We start from the raw sequence: 915 nt of genomic DNA, 5'->3' as shown, positions 1-915 counted from the left end.
CCTTTCGATCTTTATTGTGACATTGTATCTTGGTAGTCGTTGAACTGGTCTGTGACAGCCTGTGACGGAGCCTGCGTCAATATGCTGACAAAAAACACAGATAATAGACTCGCAGCAAAACCAGGTATCATTTCATACAGAAAGTCCGAAAGACCGGCATTCGCCCAAATGATTACAGTCGCTGCTCCCACAATCATGCCGGCGAGTGCCCCCCATTTGGTCATTCGTTTCCAAAACAGACTGAGCAGTACAACCGGCCCGAATGATGCACCGAAGCCCGCCCACGCGTAGCTGACCAATCCAAGGATAGTGTTATTTTTCTCCCAAGCCAGAACCAACGCGACAATTGAAACAGCCAGAACAGCCAGACGGCCTAAAAACACCAGCTCTTTATCTGAAGCTGAGCGTCTGAACATCGACTTATACAAATCTTCTACCAGAGAGCTTGATGTCACAAGCAGCTGAGAAGAAATGGTACTCATAATCGCAGCCAAAATCGCTGAAATCAGAAAACCCGTGATAATCGGATGAAACAAGATATTCCCTAATTGAATAAAAATCGTCTCTGGGTCCTTCAGTGTCATGCCGCGCTGATGGTAATAAGCGATTCCGCCCAAACCGGTCAGCACTGCGCCTACTGCAGACAAAATCATCCAGCCCATCCCGATTCTGCGCGCTCTTTTGATCTCTTTGACAGAGTTGATCGCCATAAAACGCACAATAATATGCGGCTGGCCAAAGTATCCCAGCCCCCAGGCAAACAAAGAAATAATGCCAAGGACGCTCGTTCCTTTGAAAATATTAAACATATCAGGATCTACAGAGCGGATTTCAGCAACTGTATCACCTGCTCCTCCCGTGTGGAAAAACGTAACGATCGGCACAAGAATGAGTGCGGCAAACATAATAATCCCC

1 protein-coding gene is annotated in these 915 nt (G+C 47.1%); it reads right to left on the bottom strand.

The window, feature by feature from the left end:
• Positions 1-11: 11 nt before the first annotated feature.
• A partial coding sequence (locus ACWF4Z_RS38205) for a sodium:solute symporter family transporter (RefSeq protein WP_452248101.1) occupies positions 12-915 on the bottom strand: 904 nt, incomplete at its 5' end.

The sequence above is a fragment of the Kribbella sp. NPDC055071 genome, assembly GCF_053608045.1.
Note: the sequence above shows the minus strand (reverse complement) of the source record. Positions and strands in the feature narration are given on the sequence as shown.